The 20,586-nt window shown below is 71.3% G+C and carries 19 protein-coding genes; 11 read left to right on the top strand and 8 right to left on the bottom strand.

Annotation, left to right across the window (positions count from 1 at the left end; genetic code table 11):
- Nucleotides 1-5 precede the first annotated feature (5 nt).
- Together ACFVH0_RS08235 and ACFVH0_RS08230 are read right to left on the bottom strand one after the other, a co-directional pair.
- On the bottom strand, nt 6-797 hold the full coding sequence (locus tag ACFVH0_RS08235) for an ABC transporter permease (RefSeq protein ID WP_385818778.1): 792 nt from the start codon (nt 795-797) through the stop codon (nt 6-8).
- Between the two features lies 1 nt (nt 798).
- Nucleotides 799-1,701, bottom strand: coding sequence for an ABC transporter ATP-binding protein (locus ACFVH0_RS08230; RefSeq protein ID WP_385818777.1), 903 nt, complete (start codon nt 1,699-1,701; stop codon nt 799-801).
- A 172-nt stretch (nt 1,702-1,873) separates the two neighbouring features.
- On the opposite strand from ACFVH0_RS08230, the gene ACFVH0_RS08225 reads away from it, so the two are divergent.
- Complete coding sequence (locus ACFVH0_RS08225) at nt 1,874-3,742, top strand: ABC transporter ATP-binding protein (RefSeq protein ID WP_385818776.1); 1,869 nt, start codon at nt 1,874-1,876, stop codon at nt 3,740-3,742.
- Nucleotides 3,739-5,592 (top strand): ABC transporter ATP-binding protein, encoded by a 1,854-nt coding sequence (locus ACFVH0_RS08220; protein WP_385818775.1) that lies wholly within the window; start codon nt 3,739-3,741, stop codon nt 5,590-5,592. The genes ACFVH0_RS08225 and ACFVH0_RS08220 overlap by 4 nt, the downstream gene beginning before the upstream one ends.
- Before the next feature lie 46 nt (nt 5,593-5,638).
- Here the strand turns inward: ACFVH0_RS08220 and ACFVH0_RS08215 are convergent, their stop codons facing one another.
- Both ACFVH0_RS08215 and ACFVH0_RS08210 read right to left on the bottom strand, forming a co-directional pair.
- Nucleotides 5,639-5,851, bottom strand: coding sequence for a ferredoxin (locus ACFVH0_RS08215; RefSeq protein ID WP_385818774.1), 213 nt, complete (start codon nt 5,849-5,851; stop codon nt 5,639-5,641).
- Nucleotides 5,852-5,854: 3 nt separating this feature from the next.
- Entirely contained in the window at nt 5,855-7,060 is a 1,206-nt protein-coding gene (locus ACFVH0_RS08210; protein ID WP_385818834.1) for a cytochrome P450, read from the bottom strand.
- A 204-nt stretch (nt 7,061-7,264) separates the two neighbouring features.
- Here ACFVH0_RS08210 and ACFVH0_RS08205 point away from each other — a divergent pair, with 204 nt between their 5' ends.
- Both ACFVH0_RS08205 and ACFVH0_RS08200 read left to right on the top strand, forming a co-directional pair.
- A complete protein-coding gene (locus tag ACFVH0_RS08205) occupies nt 7,265-7,924 on the top strand; it encodes a helix-turn-helix domain-containing protein (protein ID WP_385818773.1) in 660 nt (219 codons plus the stop codon).
- A 191-nt stretch (nt 7,925-8,115) separates the two neighbouring features.
- Nucleotides 8,116-8,898, top strand: a complete 783-nt coding sequence (locus tag ACFVH0_RS08200) for an isoprenyl transferase (protein ID WP_385818772.1) — start codon at nt 8,116-8,118, stop codon at nt 8,896-8,898.
- A gap of 24 nt (nt 8,899-8,922) precedes the next feature.
- Here the strand turns inward: ACFVH0_RS08200 and ACFVH0_RS08195 are convergent, their stop codons facing one another.
- The 3 genes from ACFVH0_RS08195 to ACFVH0_RS08185 form a co-directional block, all read right to left on the bottom strand.
- Nucleotides 8,923-9,132, bottom strand: a complete 210-nt coding sequence (locus tag ACFVH0_RS08195) for a DUF397 domain-containing protein (protein ID WP_385818771.1) — start codon at nt 9,130-9,132, stop codon at nt 8,923-8,925.
- 110 nt (nt 9,133-9,242) lie between these two features.
- On the bottom strand, nt 9,243-9,449 hold the full coding sequence (locus tag ACFVH0_RS08190) for a DUF397 domain-containing protein (RefSeq protein WP_385818770.1): 207 nt from the start codon (nt 9,447-9,449) through the stop codon (nt 9,243-9,245).
- Nucleotides 9,450-9,461: 12 nt separating this feature from the next.
- Nucleotides 9,462-10,286 carry a Scr1 family TA system antitoxin-like transcriptional regulator gene (locus ACFVH0_RS08185; RefSeq protein WP_385818769.1) on the bottom strand — a complete coding sequence of 275 codons (825 nt, stop codon included), beginning with the start codon at nt 10,284-10,286 and terminating at the stop codon, nt 9,462-9,464.
- A gap of 105 nt (nt 10,287-10,391) precedes the next feature.
- On the opposite strand from ACFVH0_RS08185, the gene ACFVH0_RS08180 reads away from it, so the two are divergent.
- The 5 genes from ACFVH0_RS08180 (at nt 10,392) to ACFVH0_RS08160 (ending at nt 15,706) form a co-directional block, all read left to right on the top strand.
- Nucleotides 10,392-10,652: a hypothetical protein gene (locus ACFVH0_RS08180; protein WP_385818768.1), complete on the top strand. Its 261-nt coding sequence runs from the start codon at nt 10,392-10,394 to the stop codon at nt 10,650-10,652.
- A complete protein-coding gene (locus ACFVH0_RS08175) occupies nt 10,649-11,104 on the top strand; it encodes a hypothetical protein (RefSeq protein WP_385818767.1) in 456 nt (151 codons plus the stop codon). The genes ACFVH0_RS08180 and ACFVH0_RS08175 overlap by 4 nt, the downstream gene beginning before the upstream one ends.
- A 53-nt stretch (nt 11,105-11,157) precedes the next feature.
- Entirely contained in the window at nt 11,158-12,786 is a 1,629-nt protein-coding gene (locus ACFVH0_RS08170) for an ABC transporter transmembrane domain-containing protein (protein WP_385818766.1), read from the top strand.
- Nucleotides 12,783-14,555: an ABC transporter ATP-binding protein gene (locus ACFVH0_RS08165; protein ID WP_385818765.1), complete on the top strand. Its 1,773-nt coding sequence runs from the start codon at nt 12,783-12,785 to the stop codon at nt 14,553-14,555. The genes ACFVH0_RS08170 and ACFVH0_RS08165 overlap by 4 nt, the downstream gene beginning before the upstream one ends.
- A 119-nt stretch (nt 14,556-14,674) precedes the next feature.
- Nucleotides 14,675-15,706, top strand: coding sequence for an alcohol dehydrogenase (locus ACFVH0_RS08160; RefSeq protein ID WP_385818764.1), 1,032 nt, complete (start codon nt 14,675-14,677; stop codon nt 15,704-15,706).
- 20 nt (nt 15,707-15,726) lie between these two features.
- Here ACFVH0_RS08160 and ACFVH0_RS08155 read toward each other — a convergent pair whose 3' ends face one another.
- Nucleotides 15,727-17,277 (bottom strand): MFS transporter, encoded by a 1,551-nt coding sequence (locus tag ACFVH0_RS08155; protein ID WP_385818763.1) that lies wholly within the window; start codon nt 17,275-17,277, stop codon nt 15,727-15,729.
- Nucleotides 17,278-17,414: 137 nt separating this feature from the next.
- Here ACFVH0_RS08155 and ACFVH0_RS08150 point away from each other — a divergent pair, with 137 nt between their 5' ends.
- Nucleotides 17,415-18,329 carry a TetR/AcrR family transcriptional regulator C-terminal domain-containing protein gene (locus ACFVH0_RS08150; protein WP_385818761.1) on the top strand — a complete coding sequence of 305 codons (915 nt, stop codon included), beginning with the start codon at nt 17,415-17,417 and terminating at the stop codon, nt 18,327-18,329.
- Nucleotides 18,330-18,492: 163 nt separating this feature from the next.
- The gene (locus ACFVH0_RS08145) at nt 18,493-20,526 is read left to right on the top strand and encodes a M4 family metallopeptidase (protein WP_385818759.1); all 2,034 of its coding nucleotides are present in this window, start codon (nt 18,493-18,495) and stop codon (nt 20,524-20,526) included.
- Nucleotides 20,527-20,586: the final 60 nt, after the last annotated feature.

The raw sequence follows: 20,586 nt of genomic DNA, 5'->3' as shown, positions 1-20,586 counted from the left end.
CCCGGTCACTCCCAGCGGAAGAGACGGGCCGCGAGGAAGGTCACCAGAGCCGTCCACAGCGCCATCACGCCGAGTTGGGCGAAGCCGGGCCAGCCGCCGGACGCCGCCCGGTCCAGTGCCTCGGACGCGGCGCCGAACGGGGTGAACCGGACGATGGTGCGCAGGGTGTCGGGCATGCTCTGCACCGGGATCCAGACCCCGGCGGTGAACATCATCAGGAGGTAGACGACCGAGCTGATGGCGGCGGACGCCTTGGCCGTACGGGCGAGGGCGCAGAGCAGCGAGCCGAGCGCCAGCACGCTCGCCACGGCCAGCAGCAGCGCCACGGCGTAGCCGAGCGGCTGCCCGGGCAGTGCGACGCCGAAGCCGATCCGGCCGACGGCCATCGCCAGCGCGGCGGAGCCGAGGGCGGCGACGCCGTGCAGCGCGATCTGCGCGGTGAGCAGCGCGGAGGGGCGTACCGGGGTGGTGGACATCCGGCGCAGGATGCCGCGTTCGCGGTAGCCGGTGAGGACCGGCGGCATGGCCTGGAGCCCGGCCATGATCATGCCGAGCAGCACCGCCACCGGTACGTAGAGGTCGATGACACGCCGTCCCGCGAGTTCGTCGGTGTGCTCCCGGAAGGAGGGGATGAGACCGAGGATCGTCAGGAGCACGGTCGGGAAGACCATGATCCAGAACAGGCTGCCGGGTTCGCGGAGGAAGAGCCGGATCTCGGAGCGGAGCACCGCACGGTGCGCGGAGGCGGCGGAGGCCGTCGCGGGGGCCGTCGCCGGGGCCGGGTTCGCCGTGGTCATCTCAGACAGCCTGTTCTGTGAGGTCGAGGAAGGCGTCGTCGAGCGTCGCCTCCGAGACGCGGAGCCGGTGTGCGGTGATGCGGTGCCGGGCCAGCAGGGAGATCACCGCGTTGACCGTCTCGTCGGTGCCGCTGATGACGATCCGGTCGTCCTCGCGCTCCACGGAGGCCGCGCCGGGCAGTTGCTCCAGCTCGGTTTCGGTGAGCGGGCGCGACGGGGTGAAGGAGATGACGGTGGAGCCGTCCGCCCGGCCGATCAGGCCGGAGGGGGTGTCGAGGGCGACGACCTTCCCCTTGTCGATGACGGCGATCCGGTCGCAGAGCTGCCTGGCCTCCTCCATGAAGTGGGTGACCAGCAGGACGGTGACACCGCTGTCGCGTACGTCCTCGATGAGCTTCCAGGTGTCCCGTCGGGCCCGTGGGTCCAGGCCGGTGGTCAGTTCGTCGAGCACGACCACCCGTGGTCTGCCGACCAGGGCGAGCGCGATGGACAGCCGCTGCTTCTGACCGCCGGACAGTTTGGCGAAGCGGGTGCCGTACACGGTGTGCAGGCCCAGCCGTTCGGCGAGCTCCCGCCAGTCGGCGGGGTCCGGGTAGAAGGCGCTGTACAGCTCCAGCGCCTCGGCCACGGTGAGTTTGGGCTGGAGTTCGCTCTCCTGGAGCTGGGCGCCGAGCAGCCCGGTGACCCGGTCGTGGTCGGCGACGGGGTCGAGTCCGGCGACCCGGACCGTACCGGCATCGGGGATCCGCAGCCCCTCGACGCACTCGACGGTGGTGGTCTTGCCCGCGCCGTTGGGACCGAGGATCCCGAAGATCTCCCCCTCGTCGACGGCGAAGCTGACGCCGTCGACCACGGGGCGCCCGGCGTAGGACTTGCGCACCCCGTCCACTTCGATGATTGCCATGCCCACGAGCATCGGGGCGCGGGGGCCGGCGCACCATCGTCCATCGCGCTCGAAGCGGCATCGGCCGATCGGTTGATACGGGCTACGACCTGCGTGGTTCTGCCCCGGTCGGCGCCGGTCGGCCGGAAAACCACATGAGCGTTGTCAGGGGTGAACCGTACGCTCGCCCGTGATGCCCGAAAAACATGCAGAGCCCAAGGATCGGTCCACCGTTCAGTCCCTGTTGCGGCTGTGGCCTTATGTGAAGCCGGTACGGCACCGGCTGTTCGGCGCCGCGCTGGTCGCGATCGCCGCGTCCTGTATCGCCCTGGTGATCCCCCTCGTACTGAAGTGGATCGTCGACGGCCCGGTGGCGGACCGGGATCCCGGCGGGGTCTGGCTCGGGGCGCTGTACCTGCTGCTGCTGGGCATCGCCGAGGCGGCGCTGTTCGGGGTGCGGCGGTGGATGGTGGCACGGCCGCTGGCCACGATCGAGGCGACGATGCGGGCCGATCTGTACCGGCATCTGCAACGGCTTCCGGTGGCCTTCCACGACCGCTGGGCATCGGGGCAGTTGCTCTCACGCGCGACCACGGATCTGATGCTGCTGCGTCAGTTCCTGGCCTTTCCGATGACGTTCTTGCTGGTCAACGGGGTGACGATCCTGATCGGCTTCGTCATTTTGCTGATGCAGCAGTGGACGCTGGGGCTGGTGCTGCTCATTCCGGTCGTGCCGCTGATGATCATCTGCTCGGTCTTCGAGACGAAGTACTCGGTCGTGGCGCGCCGGGCCCAGGACCAGGTCGGTGATCTGACGACGGTCGTCGAGGAGAGTGTGCTCGGCATCCGGATCATCAAGGGCTTCGGCCGGCACCGCAGCCAGGCCCGCACCTTCCGCGCCCTCTCGCAGCGGCTGCGCGCCACGGAGCTGGGCAAGGCCCGTCTCCTCGCGGCCATCTGGGCCGCCATCACCGTGATCCCGGAGCTGGCCATCGGCGCGGCGCTGGTGCTCGGCACGGTCCAGGTCGCGGACGGCGGCCTCTCCGCGGGCACCCTGGTCGCCTTCCTCTCCACCGCGCTCGCGCTGCGGTGGCCGGTCGAGTCGATCGGCTTCCTGCTGGCGATGAGCCAGGAGTCGGCGACGGCGACCGAGCGGTACTTCGAGGTGATGGACGTGGCCGAGGAGAACGACTCGTCCGGCGCGGCCGGGCCCGTTGCGGGCAGCGACTCGGCCCGGGGCGAAATGGTCTTCGAGGGTGTGGAGTTCCGCTATCCCGACGCGGAGCCCGGCTCCGTACCCGTGCTGTCCCGGATCGATCTGCGGATCCGGCCCGGCGAGACGATGGCCCTGGTCGGTGCCACGGGTTCGGGCAAGACGACGCTCACCGCCCTCGTCCCGCGGCTGCACGAAGCCACCGCGGGGCGGATCACCCTGGACGGTACGGACATCACCGCCATGCCCCGGGAGCAGCTGCGCGAGCTGGTCTCGGTGGCCTTCGAGGAGCCGACGCTCTTCTCGGCGAGCGTCGGGGAGAACGTGCTGATGGGCGCCGAAGGCGCCGGGGACGACGAGTTGCGCAGGGCACTGGCCATCGCCCAGGCGGACTTCGCGCACGCGCTGCCCGAGGGCGCCGGCACCCAGGTCGGCGAGCAGGGGCTCAGCCTCTCCGGCGGGCAGCGGCAGCGGCTCGCGCTGGCCCGCGCCGTGGTCGGCCGGCCGCGGTACCTGGTGCTGGACGATCCGCTCTCCGCGCTGGACGTGCACACCGAGGCGCTGGTGGAGGCCGCCCTGCGGCAGGTCCTGGCGGAGACCACGGCGATCGTGGTCGCGCACCGGCCGTCCACCGTGATGCTCGCGGACCGGGTGGCGCTGCTCTCGGAGGGCCGGATCGCCGCCGTCGGCACTCATCAGGAACTGCTGCGCAGCAGCCCCGAGTACGCCTGGCTGATGTCGGGCGCCGAGGGCGCACCGGACGCGCCCGCCGAGGACGCCTTCCCCGACCCGTCCGCCGGGGACATCCTCACCCCGGACGTCCCCGCCGAGAAGGGCCGCACCCGATGACCAGTACGACGACCGCGGACACCGCCCCCGCCGAGCCCACCAAGAGCGTCGAGATCACCGGGGACGGGTTCGACCGGGACGATCTGCCCACCCCGGCCGGCGCGACCGGGGCACTGCTGCGGTCGCTGCTGCGGCCGTACAAGGCCCGGGTGGTGGTCGCCGCGCTGCTGCTGCTGGTCCAGCAGGCCGCGGTGCAGGCCGGACCGCTGCTCGTCGCGTACGCCATCGACAGCGCGGTGCCCGCGTTCCGGGACGAGCGGTACGGGCCGCTGATCGCGGTGGCGGTCGGGTACGCGCTGTGCTCGGCGGCGGGCGGCGGCATGCAGTACGCGTTCATCCGGGTCTCCTCGCGGCTCAACCAGGATGTGCTGCTCGATCTGCGCGGGCGGATCTTCCGCCATGCGCAGGCGCTCAGTGTGGACTTCCACGAGCGCTACACCTCGGGCCGGCTGATCTCCCGTTCCACCACGGACGTGGAGTCGCTGCGGGAGCTGCTCAGCGAGGGGCTCCAGGAGCTGATCGGCGTCGTCCTGTCCTTCGTCTCCATCTCGCTGATGCTGCTCTGGCTGGACTTCGGCCTGGGCGCGCTGGCCGTGCTCTCCCTCGTACCGCTGTATCTGCTGGTGCGGCGCTTCCAGCGGCGGGCCGGGGTGCTGTACTCCGGGCGGTCCACGGCGATCGCCGCGGTCATCGTGAAGTTCGCGGAGACGATGAACGGCATCCGTCCCGTCCAGGCGTTCCGCCGCGAGTCCGTCAACGACGCGCACTTCGAGCGCCTCAACAACACGCACCGGTGGGCGAACGGCAGCGCGATGCTGGAGATGGCGCGTTATGTCGTCGGCTCCCGGCTGGTCGCCAACACGGCGGTCGCCGGAATCGTGCTCTGGGGTGCGTACCGGGTGGCCTCGGGCACCCTGGCGCTCGGTGTGCTGGCCGCGGCCGTGCTCTATCTGCGCCGGCTGTACGACCCGATCGACCGGCTCGGCATGTTCCTCAACTCCTACCAGTCGGCCGCGGCCTCGCTGCAGAAGATCGCGGGCCTGCTGGCCCAGACCCCGTCCGTACCGGAGGCGCAGAACCCGCGCGAGCTGCCGGCCCTGACCGGTGAACACCCGGGCCGCGAGGTCGTGTTCGACCGGGTGCGCTTCGCCTACCGCACCGGCGGCGAGGTGCTGCCCCGCTTCGACCTGACGATCCCGGCCGGTCAGACCGTCGCCGTGGTCGGCTCGACGGGCGCGGGCAAGTCGACGCTGGCCAAGCTGCTGGCCCGCTTCTACGACCCGACGGACGGCCGGGTACTGCTCGACGGTACGGACCTGCGGGAGCTGGCCGTGCCCGAGCTGCGGCGGGGTGTGGTGATGGTGACCCAGGAGGCGTTCCTGTTCTCCGGGACGGTCGCCGAGAACATCGCGATCGGCAGCCCGGACGCGACCCGCGCGGACATCGAGCGGGCCGCCAAGGCGATCGGCGCGCACGATTTCATCAGCGGGCTGCCCGACGGGTACGACACGGACGTACGCAAGCGGGGCGGCCGGATCTCGGCCGGTCAGCGTCAGCTGGTCGGCTTCGCCCGCGCCCTGCTCGCCGACCCCGCCGTGCTGATCCTCGACGAGGCGACCAGTTCCCTGGACGTCCCCGGCGAACGGGCGGTGCAACGGGCCATGGACACGGTGCTGCACGGCCGCACCGCGGTGGTGATCGCCCACCGCCTGTCGACGGTGGAGATCGCGGACCGGGTCCTGGTGATGGAGCACGGCCGCATCGTGGAGGACGGCACCCCCGCCGAACTCATCGCCGGGACCGGCCGCTTCGCCGGTCTGCACCGGGCGTGGCGGGAGAGCCTGACCTGAGCGGTCCCCGGCCCGGGGCGGGTGGCGGCCGTCCGAGGGCGACCGCCTACGGAACCGGGGCACCGGGGGCCGACAGGGTGATCGCCCCGGCGGGGCACAGGTCGACGGCCCGGCGGACCGCGTCCCGTGTCCCGGCGGGCGGCTCGGGTCGCAGCACGATCGCCCTGCCGTCGTCCTCGCCCTGGTCGAACACCTCGCCGGCGGTGAACACGCACATTCCGGAGCCGACGCAACGCCCGGCGTCCACGGTGACCCTCATCGCTCAGGCCTCCCAGGTGACCGGGAGGCTCTTCACCCCGTAGATGTCCGCGGTCTCCGGACGCAGGGCCACCTCTTCGGGCGGTACTGCCAGACGCAGCGCGGGAAAGCGGTTGAACAGCGCGGGGAACGCGACCTTCATCTCGACGCGGGCCAGCTGCTGCCCCAGGCACTGATGGATGCCGTGGCCGAAGGCCAGGTGCCCGCCGCCCTGCCTGCGGAGGTCGAGCACGTGGGGATCGGCGAAGCGCTCGGGGTCGCGGTTGGCGGTGTTGTACGACAGGATCACCCGCGACCCGGCCCCGATGGTCGCGCCTCCCAACTCGACGTCCTCCAGGGCCGTCCTCATGAACGTCTTGGCGACACTGAGGTACCGCAGCAGTTCCTCCACGGCCCGGTCGGCGAGCGCGGGATCGGCGCGCAGCGCGGCCAGTTGCTCCGGGTTGCGCAACAGCGCGAAGGTGCCGAGGGACAGCATGTTCGCGGTGGTGTCGAGCCCTGCCGCCAGCAGGAGCAGGGCCATCCCCCTCAGTTCCTCGTCGGTCAGATCGCTGTCGGTGAGGTCGCTGAGCACGTCGTCGGTGGGGTTGGCGCGCTTGGCGGACACCAGCTCCGCGAGGTAGGTCTGAGTCGCGGTATAGGCCGCGATCATGTCCTCGTCGCTCGTCTCCCCGTTCATGAACGAGTCGACCTGCTCCTGGAAGGACCCCCGGTCCCGGTACGGCACCCCCAGCAGTTCACAGATCACGATGGCGGGGATGGGCTTGGCGAACGCGGTCACCAGGTCCGCGGACGTCCCGGCCTCCTCCATGGCATCCAGGTGGTCGGCGGTGATCTGTTCGATGCGCTCGGTGAGCAGTCGCATCCGTCGCACGGTGAACTTGCCCATCAGCGGCTTCCGGTAGCGGCTGTGCTGGGGCTCGTCCATGAGCAGGAACTCGCCGGGCGGCGCCGGGAGTGCCTTCATGTCTCCGTAGTCGATGGTCGGGTGGAGCATGAGCTCCCTGCGCGAGCTGAACCGCGAGTCGGCCAGGACCGACCTGACCAGGTCGTATCCGGTGATCAGCCAGCCGGGTTCTCCGCCGGGGAAGGTGTAGTGGCTGATGGGACCGTGCCGGTGGGCGTCGCGCAGCTCTGCCGGCGGGTCGAAGGGGCAGCCGGGACGACGCTCCGTCGGCATCGTCGTGACGGTGTGCAGTAACTCACCCATGATCATTCCCCCGTCCATCTCGCGATAGTACGCGTTTGGCGATGATTGAAAGCTACGTTGCATCCAGAATTCCTGTCAATCGACAGAAATGCATCTACGCAGGTCAGAAGCTATAAATTGATGCAATGACGCTGCGGCCTAATGCACTATCGCGTTGCAATGAATGACGGCGAAAGCAATACTGACGGCATGCCAGGAGAACGGTTGACCCAGCAGGACCGCCAGCGCATCGCGGCCGGAATCGCCGATGGGCTCTCCTGCTCCGAGATCGCGCGACGGCTCGGCCGGCCGCCCTCGACGATCAGCCGGGAGATCGCCCGCAACGGCGGCTCCGGCGGCTACCGGCCCGACCAGGCGCACCGGGCGACGGGCCTGCGAGCGCGGCGTGGCACACCGGCACCCCCGCGCGCGGCCGGGTCACCGGGTGACACGGTGGGAGAGGAGATCATCGAGGCGGCGGTCCGGGCGGGGCTGCCGAGGATGACGGCCCGCGTGCACATGGACCTGCTGCTGTCCGAGGAGGGCAGGCGCACCGCGGCCGAGCTGACCCGCAGGCTGAAGGTCAGCCCCGCCTCCGTCTCGCTGGCCGTGAACTACCTCGTCCAGCACGGCTATGTCCGGCGGGAGCGCGATCCGCGGCAGCGTCGCGACGTCTACGTGATCGACGACGGGGCCTGGTACCGGTCCGTCGTGCTCAGCACGCGGCAGACGCTCGAAACGGCGCGGTCCGCGATGGCCATGGCGGAGGCGTCCGGGCCGGACAGCCCCGTGGGGCAGCGGATGGCCAAGGCAGGGGCGTTCCTGGAGCAGGTCAGCCTCGACATGATGGAGTCGGCCGACCGCTGGCGCAGCCTCCTGACGTGAGGGGCCCGGCCGGACCCGGGGGGCCGCCCGCACGCGCCGCCGGTGGTCGTCGTGGCAAGTACCGCCGGAGGATGATGTGCGCTCCTGGCCAAGTTGCTTGTGCGGCAGCGCTGTTCAGGCGATCACCAAGAGCACCGAAAGGCCCCTGGTAGGGTCCGCCGGGAGCTTCCACAACGCGATGGAGATGGTGCATGAGGCTGCTCCCGCTGTTTCTCCGACGGCCGATCGAGGCGGTGTACGAGCGCCGGCTGGCCGCCACTCTGGCAGGGCTGCCACGCCCGCAGCACGTCGGGATCATGCTCGACGGCAATCGGCGCTGGGCTCGGCAGGCGGGTCACACGGACGTCCGGGAGGGATACCGGGCGGGCGGCGCCAAGACGACCGAGTTCCTGGGCTGGTGCGCCGCCGACGGAATCGAGCGCGTGACCCTCTTCATGCTCTCCGACGACAACCTCGGGCGCCCCGCCGAGCAGCTCGGCCCGCTGATCGAGATCATCGAAGCGACCGTCCGGGACATCACGGCCCCGGGCCGTTCCTGGGAGGTCCAGGTGATCGGCTCGCTCGACATGCTGCCCGGCGCCAGTGCCCGGGTCCTCAAGGAGGCCGCCGCCTCGACCGCGGGGCGCGGCGGGCTCAAGGTGGACGTCGCGGTCGGCTACGGCGGCCGACGGGAGATCGTCGATGCGGTGAGGAGCGCCTTCGAGGAGCACATCGCTGCCGGAGGCGACCCCGCCGAACTGGTCGAGCGGTTCGACATCGAGGACATCTCCCGGCATCTGTACTCGCCGACGGCCGACCACACCGACTTCATCATCCGGACCTCCGGAGAACAGCGGCTGTCCGGCTTCCTGCTCTGGCAGTCCGCGTACGCCGAGATGCACTGGGTGGACTGCTACTGGCCGGCGTTCCGTCACGTGGACTTCCTGCGCGCACTTCGCTCGTACGCGAATCGTGAACGGCGATTCGGCAAATGACCGTCCCCGGCGCCGGGGAGGCGGTCAGACGGCGCCGAACTCCCCGGCCCTGACGCCCGCCACGAACGCGGCGAACGACGCGGCGGAAGCATTCAGCACCGGGCCGCTCACGTTCTTCGAGTCACGGACGGGGACCACGCCGAGCGAGCCGACGAGGTTGGCAGCGACCTCGATGCACTGGCCGCCGTTCTCGCTGAATGAGGACTTGAACCAACGGGGGGACTCGGTTGTCACGGGATGCCCTTTCGTAGCCGCTTGAAGCCCCGCCACACTCCCGGCGGATCGCCGGGGAGCGTGACGGGGCTTACGTCGCACTCGGTATCAGTACCCGCGAAGCCGACCGGTCAGACGGCGCCGAACTCTCCGGCCTTCACGCCCGCCACGAAGGACGCGAACGAGGCGGCGGAGGCGTTCAGCACCGGGCCGCTCACGTTCTTCGAGTCACGGACGGGGACCACGCCGAGCGTGGCAACGAGGTTCGCGGCGACCTCGATGCAATCGCCTCCGTTAGAACTGTGCGAGGACTTCCGCCAACGGGGCTCGATAGTCACGGGTCTTCCCTTTCATGCCTGCTCAATCATCGCCACGGATGCCGCTTGGGACAGCGCTTCAGCCTGTAGTTGATGGTAGGCCGTCAACAGGGGCAGAACGGAAGTGCTCTCGCGATCCACATGCCCCTGCGCGTGGGATTCGGCGTACGCGACCATGGACCTATCCGGAAGCGTGAGCAAGTTGACGGGCAAGTTGAAGGGGCGGCGTTCACCTATGCCGAAAGGCGCCACCTGCAGGACGGTGTTGGGTAGTGCGGCGAACTCGACCAGCTTTTGAATCTGCGAGTCCATGACCCCAGAACCGCCGATCGGGCGGCGGAGGCAGCTCTCGTCCATCACCACGAGCATCATGGGCGGCCTGGCCCTCGCCAGTGCCGCCTGCCGCTGCGCGAGGAACGAGACTCGCTCATCCGCCTGTTCCGACGTGATGGAGCCACGCCACACATCCCCGTACGCCAACGCCCTTGCGTACTCCGGAGTTTGCAACAGCCCGGGGATGATCCCGATCTGAAACAGCCTGATCTCCACGGCCCGACCCTCGTACCCGACGTACTCCGGGAAACCTTCCAGCAGTGCACCGAACCGCATGTCGCGCCACTCGCGTTCGAACGAATCGGCGGCACCGGCAGTGCCGAAGGCGAGGTCGACCTTGCGCGAGAAGGGAAGGGTTGGCGGCTTCCGACCAGTTTCCACAGCCGAGATGTGCTGACTGGAATATGCCATCATTCCGGCCAGATCGTCCTGGCTCCAGCCACGACTCTCCCGCAACCTGCGCATATGGGCTCCGTAGGCAGCTTCGGGACTGCTCTCGGGGTCTAACTCCTTGCGGTTGACCACGCCGCCACCCAACCCTTCCTTCGGTTCTGATTACTTGAAGGGTTCCCCACTCTAGGTCACGCTGATCCCCCTTGGTAGCGGAACCATTACGGAGAGGAGTGGCCCGTGTGCGCAGAAGACGGCCCCTCAAGCGAGCAGAAGCCCCCACAAGTACCGTCCACCGGCACGTTGTTGGTCGACACCAGCCGTCGTGACCAGGTCGGGGAGTTCCGCGGGGCGGCCGGCCCCTACTGGTCGTTGCGGCCTGTCTGCGGCGGTACGGAGTGGGAGGCGGAGCCCGCGAACGTGCGGGCACCGAGCCCCATGGAGCGGTTGCGGGCCGAGATCGCGCGGTGCAACGCCCGGAGCGAGGGGCGGATCCTGTGACCGGCGAGGTGAACACCGCTTTGGGACAGGCGAGTTACCGGTGCGAGGCAGTCGCCGAAGGGCTCGTGTGCGGGACGGACGAAACGGCGCGGTACGTCCTGGGCACCTTCTGGACGATCTCCCCCGTCCTCGCGCTGCGCTGGCTCGGCGGGCAGGCGTTGTGGATCGTGGACCGGCTCGCCTTCGACGACCACCTCGCGGAACTCCGCGCCTGGTACGAGGACCGTGAGAGCCAACGCGCCGCCCACGCGCACCTCAAGAGCGGCGCCCCGCTCCTCGTCGTCGTCCCCGACGAGGACTGCACGTACACGCTGTCCGTACGATCCGTGGAACAGGCACACGCGACCACGCTCCGCTGCCGCCCCGGGGAGGGATCACGATCAGAAAGCGCTCGCCGCACCCCGTACGGCCTCCCGACCGCCGCAGCGCCCCGCGCTACCTGTGGTGGCTGATCGTCTGCCAGCGCGGCCGGATCGCCGCCGGTGCGCTGCTCGGCAGCGCCTGGATGGTGTGTCTGACGCTGCCGCCGTACCTGCTGTCCCGCGCCATCGACGACGGGCTGCAACCGGGGCGGTGGCCCGTGCTGGCCGGCTGGGTCGCGGCGCTGCTGGGTGTGGGGGTGCTGAACGCCTGGCTGGCCATCATGCGGCACCGCACGATGACCAGGGTGCGGCTGGACGCCGCCTTCCGTTCCGTGCGGGCCGTGGTCGCGCAGTCGACCCGGCTGGGCGGGGCGCTGCCGCGCCGGGTCACGGCCGGGGAGGTCGTCACGATCGGGTTCGGCGATGTCGGGGTGATCGCCCACACCCTGACCATCACCGGCCCCGGTGTCGGTGCGGTCCTCGCCTTCCTCGTCGTGGCCGCGCTGCTGCTTGCCGTGTCACCGCTGCTCGCCGCGGTGGTGCTGCTCGGGGTGCCGTTGCTCGCGGTGCTGGTCGGCCCATTGCTGGGGCGGTTGCAGGCCGTCGAGGCGACGTACCGGGATCGGCAGGGCGGGCTCGCCGGCCGTTTCGCGGACATGGTCGGGGGCCTGGGCGTCCTCAACGGCATCGGCGGCAAGGAGGTGTACGCCGAGCGCTACCGGCGCGGCTCGCAGGAGTTGCGGGCGGAGGGGTACCGCGTCGGCGCGGTGACCAGTTGGATCCAGGCCCTCGGCGTCGGTCTGCCCACCCTGTTCCTCGGGGCCGTGACCTGGCTCGCGGCCCGGATGGCCGCCGAAGGGGCCATCAGTGTCGGCGAGTTGGTCGCGGTCTACGGGTACGCCGCGGTGCTCGTGGTGCCGGTCGAGTTCTTCATCGAGGGCGGCTACGGCCTCGGCCGCGGACTGGTCGCCGCCCGCCGGGTCATCCGGTTCCTGGACCTGGAGCCCGATTCCGCGGGCGGCAAGGCGGCGGCGGACGGGCCCGGCTCGCCGGCCGCGCTCCGTGATCCGGAGTCCGGCGTGGAGGTGGCGCCCGGGCGGCTGACCGCGCTGGCCGGTGCCCGGCCGTCCCAGTCCGCGGCGGTGGTCGAGCGGCTCGGCCGGTTCACCGATTCGGCCGCGACCTGGGGCGCGATACGCCTCGACGAGATCGATCTGACGCAGGTGCGCCGGCGGATCCTGGTCGCGGACAACGAGGCCGATCTGTTCGCCGGTCCGCTGCGCGAGGTGATCGGCGGCGCCCGGGAACGGGACGAGGATTCCATCGGCCGGGCCCTGTACGCGGCAGCGGCGCAGGACATCGTGCGCGGGCTGCCGGACGGACTCGACTCCCCGGTCGAGGCGCAGGGACGCAATCTCTCCGGAGGCCAGCGCCAGCGCGTCCGGCTGGTCCGGGCGCTGCTGGCCGATCCCGAGGTGCTGCTGGCGGTGGAGCCCACCTCGGCGGTCGACGCGCACACCGAGGCGGCCATGGCGACCCGGCTGCGCGAGGCGCGGGCCGGCCGCACCACGGTCGTCACCAGCACCTCACCACTCGTGCTGGACCGGGCGGACACCGTGTACTACCTGGTCGGCGGTCGCGTCGCGGCCGTCGGCAGCCACCGCGAACTGCTGGACCGGGAGCCCGGCTACCGCCTCCTGGTGTCGCGCGGTGCCGACGACGCCCCCGGCGACGAGGGAACCGTCCCGCCGTCCAGGGAGGCCATGCGATGACCACCGGATCCGGACCGATGTCCCCGGCCCTGCCCGTCGCCGAACCGTCCGGGACACTCCGCGCGGCGCTCCGGCTGATCCGGCTGGACGGCCGCGTCTTCGCCGCCATGACCGGCCTCAACGCGCTGGCCGCCGGTGCCGGACTCGTCGGCCCGTGGCTGCTCGGCCGCATCGTCGACGAGGTCGGGGCGGGTGCCGGGGTGGCCGTGGTGGACCGTCTGGCGCTCACCATCCTCGTCTTCGCCGTGGCGCAGCTCCTCCTGGTCCGCTGGGCCGGTTACGTGGGACACCGTTTCGGCGAGCGGACGCTGGCGCGGATCCGCGAGGAGTTCACCGACCGGACGCTCGCGCTGCCCGCCCGGGTGGTCGAGCGGGCCGGGACGGGCGATCTGCTGACCCGCGGCACCACCGATGTCGCCATGGTCGGCGCCACCCTCCGGGACACCGGGCCCGAGGTCCTCATCGCCGCGGTCCAGGCGCTGTTCATCCTCGGCGCGGTCTTCGTGCTCGACCCGCTGCTCGGCGCGTGCGGGGTGCTGGGCCTGCTCGGGATCTGGTTCGCCGCCCGCTGGTACCTGCGCCGGGCGCTCACCGCGTACCTGGCCGAGGGCAGTGCCAACTCGGCGCTCGCGGAGCAGCTCGCGGCCACCGCCGCCGGGGCCCGCACCGTCGAGGCCCTCGGGCTTCAGCAGCGCCGTGTCACCGCCTGCGACGAGGCTGTCGAGGAGTGTTGGAGGACCCGGACCAGGACGCTGTTCCTGCGCAGTGTGCTCTTCCCGGCCGTGGACGTCTCGTATGTCATTCCGGTGGCCGGTGTCCTGCTGGTCGGCGGTGTACTGCACGACCACGGCGCGGTGAGCCTCGGTGCGGTGGTCGCCTCGGCCCTGTATCTGCGGCAGCTCTCCCAGCCCCTGGACACCATCCTCCAGCGGCTGGAACAGCTCCAGAGCAGCGGCGCCTCCTTCGCCAGGGTCGAGGGTCTCGCCCTGGCGGCGCACGTACCGCCGGCCGCCTCCCCCGCACCGGCCGACGACCGGATCGAGGTGACGGACGTGCGTTACGCCTACGACGGCGGGGGCGACGTCCTGCACGGTGTCGGCCTGACGCTCCGTCCCGGCGAGCGGCTCGCGGTCGTCGGCCCCTCCGGCGCGGGCAAGACCACGCTGGGCAGGCTGCTGGCGGGCATGGACGCACCGCGCACCGGCTCGGTGACGGTCGGGCAGGTCCCGGTCGCCGGGCTGGACCCCGAGCGGCTGCGCAGGCACGTCGTCCTGGTCACCCAGGAGCACCACGTCTTCCTCGGCACGGTCCGGGACAACCTGAGGATCGCCTCGGCCGACGCCACCGACGACGAACTGCGCGCGGCGCTGGCCGCCGTCGGCGCCGACTGGGCCGACGAGCTGCCGGACGGCCTGGACACCGATCTGGGCCACGGGGCGCACCGGCCGGACGGCGCACGGGCGCAGCAGCTCGCCCTGGCGCGTGTGGTGCTGGCCGATCCGCACACGCTGATCCTCGACGAGGCCACCGCGCTCCTGGACCCGAGGACGGCCCGGCACACGGAGCGGGCGCTGGCCGCCGTGCTCGAAGGCCGGACCGTCGTCGCCGTCGCGCACCGCCTGCAGACGGCTCACGACGCCGACCGGGTGGCGGTGATGGAGGACGGCCGGATCACCGAACTGGGCACCCATGACGAGCTGGTGGCGGCGGGCGGCGCGTACGCCGCGCTCTGGCGCTCCTGGCACGGCGAACGGCCGCCCTCCTCCTGAAGGCCCCTCGTCCCGAAGTCCCCGCCCCGCCCCCGTCCGCCCCGTCCGGCGCGCGTGACCCGGCCGGAGCTGGTCTGCTGGTTCGGGGGGCCGTCCATCCGTGACCCGGAGAGATCCAGATGAGTGTCGCCAGCATCTGCCGAGCCGCGCAGGCCACCGCCGCGGGCGGCCCCTTCGAGATCGTCGAGCGCGCGGTGCCGCGGCCGGGTCCGGGGCGTGTCCGGGTGTCCGTGGATGCCTGCGGGGTCTGCCACAGCGATACGTTCTTCGTGGACGGCGCGCTGCCGGGCGTGCGGTTCCCGGTGGTCCCCGGGCACGAGATCGCGGGCCGGATCGAGGAGCTCGGCGAGGGTACGCAGGCCGCCTGGCAGGTGGGCGACCGGGTGGCGGTGGGCTGGTTCGGCGGCAGCTGCGGCCACTGCACGCCGTGCCGGCGGGGCGACTTCGTGGTCTGCGAGAACCTGAAGGTGCCGGGATGGGCGTACGACGGTGGCTACGCCGAGAGCGTGGTCGTCCCGGTGGACGCCCTGGCCCGGATTCCCGACGCGCTGTCCGCGGTCGACGCGGCGCCGATGGGGTGCGCGGGGGTGACCACGTTCAACGGGCTGCGGCGCAGCGCCGCCCGGCCCGGGGATCTGGTCGCCGTGCTCGGCATCGGCGGCCTCGGGCACCTGGGCGTGCAGTACGCGGCGGCGATGGGCTTCGAGACGGTGGCGATCGCCCGCGGCGCGGCCAAGGCCGACTTCGCGAAGGAGCTCGGCGCCCACCACTACGTCGACAGCACCGCGGGCACCGGCGTCGCGGACGCGCTCCAGGCCCTGGGCGGCGCCCGGGTCGTGCTGGCCACCGCCGCCAACTCCGCGGCCATCACGGCGACCGTGGAGGGGCTCGCGCCGCGCGGCGAGCTGGTGGTCATCGGGGCGGACCCGGAGCCGCTGGGGATCAGCCCGAACCAGTTGCTGATGTCGGGCAGGGTCGTGCGGGGTCACCCGTCCGGCACCGCGCAGGACGTGCAGGACACCCTGGCGTTCAGCACCCTGCACGGGATCCGCCCGATGACCGAGACCGTGCCGCTGGACGACGCGGAGGCCGCGTACCGGAAGATGATGTCCGGCGCGGCCCGCTTCCGGATGGTGCTCACCACCTCCTGAAGGCCCGGTGGCCGCGGGCCTCACCGCGGCGTGCGGACGCCCCGGAGCAGGAGGACGGAGAGTACGGCGGCGCCGAGCATCACGATGGCGGCACCGGCCGCGGCCATGTCCAGGCTGTGGGTGAAGGCCCTGGTCGCCGAGGCGAGCACCGTCTCCCCCAGCCGGTCCGGCAGCTGCCGGACCACGGCGACCGCGCCGCCCAGGGTCTCCCGTGCCGCGTCGGGTACGGCGGCCGGCACCGTACCGCTCATGTCCCGGCCGTAGACGGCGGCGCCGACCGAGCCGAGCAGTGCCATTCCCAGGGCGCCGCCGAGTTCCTGCCCCGATTCGAGGACGGCGGCGGCGGAGCCCGCGCGCTCGGGCGGTGCGGCGCCGAGCGCGAGTTCATTGGCGAGGGTCATCGCGGAGACCAGCCCGCCCGCGTAGACGGCGGAACCGGCGAGCGTCGTCCACAGCGGAGAGTCCACCCCGGTCCGGGTGAGCCAGAGGAAGCCCGCGGCGGAGACGAGGAACCCGCCGGCCATCACATGACCGCGGTCGAACCGCCGGGCGAGCGCACCGCCCACCGGGGCGGCGACCATGACGCCGAGGGACGGCACCAGGCTCCACATCGCCGCCTCGAAGGGGCTCTTGCCCAGGACGGACTGCAGGTACTGGGAGAAGAACGGGGCGAATCCGACCGTGGCCGCCATGGCGAGCAGATTGACGACGACCGATCCGCCGAAGGCGCGGCGGCGCAGGAGTGCGAGGTCGACCATCGGGTGGGCGAGCCGGGCCTGCCGGCGGAGGAAGACGAAGCCCAGGCAGAGTCCGACGGTGATGCCGAGGGCCGGCAGCGGCCGGCAGCCGTGCTTGGCCAGTTCCTTGATGCCGTGGATCAGCGGCAGCAGCGCGGCGAGCGAGAGCACCGCGCTCAGGGTGTCGAACCTGCCCCGGGCGGGCGCCTTGGACTCCGGCAGCAGCAGCGGTGCCAGGACGAGCAGCAGCGCCATCGCGGGCAGGTTGACGAGGAACACGGCGCCCCACCGGAAGTGTTCGAGGAGCGCCCCGCTGAGGACCGGGCCGAGGGAGATGCCGGTGGCCAGCACGGTCGTCCAGACGGCGACCGCCCGGGAGCGCTGTCCGGGGTCGTGGAAGAGGTTGCGTACGAGGGCGAGGGTGGACGGCATCAGGCAGGCGCCGCCCACGCCGAGGAGTGCGCGGGCGGCGATCAGTGCCCCGGGGGACTGCGCGTACGCGGCGGCGACCGAGGCGGCGGCGAACAGGACCGTGCCGGCGATCAGCACCTTCCGGCGGCCGACGCGGTCACCGAGCGCGCCCATCGTGATGAGGAGTCCGGCGAGGACGAAGCCGTACATGTCCAGGATCCACAACTGCTGGGTGGAGCCGGGTTCGAGGTCCGCGCCGATGGCCGGCAGGGCGTAGAAGAGGATGGAGACATCCATCGAGACGAAGAGCAGCGGCAGCATCAGCACGCCCAGCGCGGTCCATTCACGGCGCCCGGCACGCGGGGCGGCGGGCTCCGGCGGGGCGGGGGCGGGCGGGGCCGGGGTGTGCGGTTCCGAAGTCATGGCGGGAGCACAGCAGTTGCTCCGCGTACACCGCAAACAGTGCCGTAGTGCACCTGGCGACATGCCCTGAAGGCCCCTCCGAATTCCCCGGGTTGACGAGGCGTACGCCGTCACGGGTGCACTAGTACAGTGCACCCGTGACGACCGAACCGCCCTACCTCAGGATCGCCGGCGGACTGCGTCGCCGGATCGCCTCCGGTGAGCTCGCCCCGGGCGACCGGCTGCCCTCCACGCGCACGATCGTGAGGGAGTACGGGGTCGCGATGGCGACCGCCACCAAGGCGCTGTCGGTGCTGCGCGGCGAGGGCCTGGTGCGGGCGGTGCCGGGCATCGGCACGGTCGTCGCCGAGCGGGCCGCGCCGGGCCCCGGCGGCACGGGCGGCGGGCCCGCCCTGAACCGTGGGCGCATCGTGCGTACCGCGATCGGACTGGCCGACGCCGAGGGGCTGCCCGCGGTGTCGATGCGCCGGGTCGCGACCATCCTGACCACCTCCACCATGGCGCTGTACCGGCATGTGCCGGGCAAGGCGGAGCTGGTCCGGCTGATGTCGGACGAGGCGTTCGCGGAGCGCCCGCTGGGCGCCGCGCCGCACGGCTGGCGGCCGGGGCTGGAACTCGCCGCCCGGTGGCTCCGGTCGGTGTACGGGCGCCATCCCTGGCTGGCCCAGGCCGTGGCCTCCTTCACCCGGCCGACGGCGTCCCCGCACGCGATGCGGTACACGGAGTGGGTGCTGCGCGTCCTCGCCGGCACCGGGCTGCCCGCGCGGACGAAGCTCCACATCCACCTCACGCTCTTCGCCCATGTCCAGGGACTGGCGATGGCCGGCGAGCTGGAATCGCAGGCGCGGCAGGACACCGGGCTCTCCGCGGAGCAGTGGATGGAAAGAAACGAGCCACACTTCGACGCCATCTCGGCCAGTGGCGACTACCCCTTCCTCAACTCGCTGTTCGAACACGAGGAGTTCGAGCTCGACCTCGACACTCTCTTCGAATTCGGGCTCCGGAGGACATTGGACGGCATCGCGGTGATGATCGGCGAAACGTCCGCTTAACGAACACGACGTTTCCGGCAACGAACGAATTCCGGCCAACTTGTTGACGCGGTCCTGACAGGAACATCTTTCGGCTGACACTCTTCACCCCGTTCTGCGCACTTCTCGCTCACCCCGGACGGCTCACCGTGCCGCCGGTACCCCCCTCGCAGAAGGAGTCCGCGTGAGATCCACGCCCAGCCGTCGTGCCACCGCGACCGGCGCTCTGATAGCCGCAGCAGCCCTCATCGCAGTCGGAGTCCAGACCGGTACGGCCACTGCCACCCCCGGCAGCACGACCTCGGCGGTACCGGCGTCCGCCGGCGCCAACCAGGGTTCCCTCGCCAAGCAGCTTTCCCCGTCCCAGCGCGCCGAGCTGATCCGCAAGGCCGACGCGAGCAAGGCGGACACGGCCAGGGACCTCGGTCTCGGATCCCAGGAGAAGCTCGTCGTCCGGGATGTCATCCAGGACAACGACGGCACCACGCACACGCGTTACGAGCGCACCTTCGCCGGACTTCCGGTACTCGGCGGCGACCTGATCGTCAAGGAGTCCAAGTCCGGGGCGAACCGGGGCGTCACCAAGGCCTCCAAGGTGACCAGCGGTCAGCTGAAGGCCGTGGACCTGAAGGCGGACGTCGCGCCCGCCAAGGCCGAGAAGCAGGCCCTCGGCCTCGCCAAGGCCGACGGTTCGAAGAAGACCGAGGCCGACCGGGCGCCCCGCAAGGTGGTCTGGATGGCGCAGGGCAAGCCGCAGCTCGCCTACGAGACCGTCGTCGGCGGCCTCCAGCACGACGGCACCCCCAACGAGCTGCACGTCGTCACCGACGCGGCCACCGGGGCGAAGCTGTACGAGTGGCAGGGCGTCGAGAACGGCACCGGCAACACCCAGTTCAGCGGCCAGGTGACCCTCGGCACCGCACCGTCGTACACCCTGACGGACACGGGCCGCGGCAACCACAAGACCTACAACCTGAACCACGGCAGCTCCGGCACCGGGACGCTGTTCACCAACACCACCGACGTGTGGGGCAACGGCAACCCGTCGAACGCCGAGACGGCCGCCGCGGACGCGCACTACGGCGCGGCCGAGACGTGGGACTACTACAAGAACGTGCACGGCCGCACCGGTATCCGCGGTGACGGTGTCGGCGCGTACTCCCGCGTCCACTACGGCAACAACTACGTCAACGCCTTCTGGCAGGACAGCTGCTTCTGCATGACGTACGGCGACGGCTCCGGCAACAACGCCCCGCTGACCTCGCTCGACGTCGCCGCGCACGAGATGTCGCACGGTGTCACCGCCGCCACCGCCGGCCTGATCTACAGCGGCGAGTCCGGTGGCCTCAACGAGGCGACCAGTGACATCTTCGCCACCGCCGTCGAGTTCTACGCCAACAACGCCAGCGACAAGGGCGACTACCTCATCGGCGAGAAGATCGACATCAACGGCGACGGCACCCCGCTGCGCTACCAGGACAAGCCGAGCAAGGACGGCGCGTCCAAGGACGCGTGGTACTCGGGCATCGGCAACATCGACGTCCACTACTCCTCGGGCCCGGCGAACCACTTCTTCTACCTGCTCTCCGAGGGCAGCGGCGCCAAGGTCATCAACGGGGTCTCCTACGACTCCCCGACCTCCGACGGCCTGCCGGTGACCGGCATCGGCCGCGACAAGGCCGAGCAGATCTGGTTCAAGGCGCTCGCCACCAAGTTCACCTCCACGACCAACTACGCGGCGGCCCGCACCGGCACCCTCGCCGTGGCCGGTGAGCTGTACGGCACGACCAGCGCCGAGTACAAGGCCGTCGGCGACGCCTGGGCGGCCATCAACGTCGGCACCCGTGACGGCGGCAACCCGAACCCGGGCGGCAAGGTCTTCGAGAGCACGACCTCGGTGGCCATCCCGGACCGCGGCGCGGCCGTCACCAGCTCGGTCAGCGTCACCGGTGTCACCGGCAACGCGCCCAGCGCCCTCAAGGTCGACGTGGACATCACCCACACCTACCGCGGTGACCTGGTCGTCGACCTCGTCGCCCCGGACGGCACCGCCTACCGGCTGAAGAACTCCTCGGCCGGCGACCCGGCGGACGACGTCCGCGGCACCTACACGGTCGACGCGTCGTCCGAGGTCGCCAACGGCACCTGGAAGCTCAAGGTCCAGGACGTCTACTCGGGTGACACGGGCAAGATCAACAGCTTCAAGCTCACCTTCTGAACCCCGCACCGGTCATGACCCGGTGACCACCGCCCGGCAGGAGCTCACGCCCCTGCCGGG

This window comes from Streptomyces sp. NPDC127117 (genome assembly GCF_042677325.1).
Lineage (GTDB): Bacteria > Actinomycetota > Actinomycetes > Streptomycetales > Streptomycetaceae > Streptomyces.
The sequence above is the reverse complement of the archived record's forward strand: the minus strand, read 5'-3'. Positions and strand labels throughout refer to the sequence as shown.